Source organism: Methanocalculus taiwanensis (assembly GCF_024372745.1).
Taxonomy (GTDB): Archaea; Halobacteriota; Methanomicrobia; order Methanomicrobiales; family Methanocorpusculaceae; genus Methanocalculus; species Methanocalculus taiwanensis.
Genome location: NZ_VOTZ01000065.1, coordinates 1 through 1,636 on the forward strand (window position 1 = coordinate 1; position 1,636 = coordinate 1,636).

Genomic DNA, 1,636 nt, shown 5'->3' on the forward strand with positions numbered 1-1,636 from the left:
ACATAACGAGTGGTGGGCTACATTGGCGGCAATTGTCTACCAAACAGATAAACGATCCGGGATCACCTATGCCTATCAATCTGTATCGTACTGGGACAAAGAGAAGAAACAATCTCGTGCCAGACGTACCCTGATCGGCCGGGTCGATAAAGAAACAGGAGAGATCGTCCCCACTGACGGAAGAAACCGAAACGCAAAAGGGGATGCTATGCCAGGTAAAGCGGTATCGAAGGGGGGAGCAAAGGTACAGCGTTCCTTTTATGGAGCCACCTATCTGCTGGATGCTATCGGTGAGAACCTGGGGATCACCCTGGATCTGAAACAGTGTTTTCCCAACACCTACAAACAGATCGTATCTATCGCATACTACCTGATTCTTGAAGACACAAAACCGCTCTACCGCTTTGAGAAATGGGGGCTCCTCCACAAACATCCCTATGGCACCACGATCACCTCACAACGCAGCAGCGAGCTGTTTGCCAGTATCACTGAGGAAAACAAACAACAATTCTTCACGCTCCAGGGAAAGAGATGGCTGGAAAACGAGTTCTGGGCCTATGATATAACAACTATCTCCAGCTACTCAGAAACTCTCAAACAAGTACAGTATGGCCACAACAAGGAGCATGATCGACTGCCCCAGTTGAATCTGGCTCTGGTCTTTGGACAAGAGTCTAACCTGCCATTCTACTACAGAAAACTTCCAGGCAATATTCTTGATAGCAAGACGATCCGCCGTTTTCTTGAAGAACTGGATATCCTTGGGTATTCACGGGTGAAACTGGTGATGGACCGGGGTTTTTCTACAAAGGAGAATATCAACCGCCTGTTTCAGAGCCATGTCAAGTTTCTTATGGCTACCAAGATGTCTCTCGTCTATATCCGGGAGCACTTGGATCCAATCTACGATACATTCCGGAGCTTCGAATATTACAATGATGATCATGAACTCTATTATCGAACTGTTCGAACCACCTGGAATTATACGCAGCACCGACCAAATAAGGGCGATACTCTTGAGGAACCTCGCCGCCTGTATATTCACTATTACTATAACATCGACCAGGCAGCCGAGGATGAGAAAGACTTTGATCGCCAGCTGATTACACTGAAACAGGAGCTGGAATCAGGAAATCGGGAACCTGAACATCAGAAGCTGTACGAGAAGTATTTCACGGTCAAGACAACGCCTGTGCGAGGTACAAAAGCACAGGTGCGGGAAGAGGCTATTGCCATAGTCAGACGGTATTATGGGTTCTTTGCGCTGATCACCAATGAGACGATGGATGCAGTGACCGCTCTTGAACTCTATCGGAACAAAGATGTGGTTGAGAAGGCTTTTGGAAACGCAAAAGAGCGGCTGAACATGCGGCGTACTCTGGTTTCTTCAGAGCAGAGTCTTGACGGGAAGTTGTTTGTCATGTTTGTGGCGCTGATCTATATTTCCTATATCAAGAAACAGATGCAGGTGATGGGTCTTCTCAAAGAGTACACGTTGCCGAGTCTGTTGGACAAGCTGGATGTTATCGAGTGTTTCGAGGAGCCGGGGAGAGCACTGCGGGTGGGTGAGATGACTGAAAAACAAGAGGATCTGTATCATGCTCTGGGGGTGAAGCCGCCAGCCTCGTTATGAGTG

General features: G+C 47.9%; 1 protein-coding gene. It reads left to right on the plus strand.

Annotation, left to right across the window (positions count from 1 at the left end; all coding sequences use genetic code 11):
* The first annotated feature begins 22 nt into the window (after positions 1–22).
* On the plus strand, positions 23–1,633 hold the full coding sequence (locus FTO68_RS11795; RefSeq protein ID WP_438362310.1) for an IS1634 family transposase: 1,611 nt from the start codon (positions 23–25) through the stop codon (positions 1,631–1,633).
* Positions 1,634–1,636: the final 3 nt, after the last annotated feature.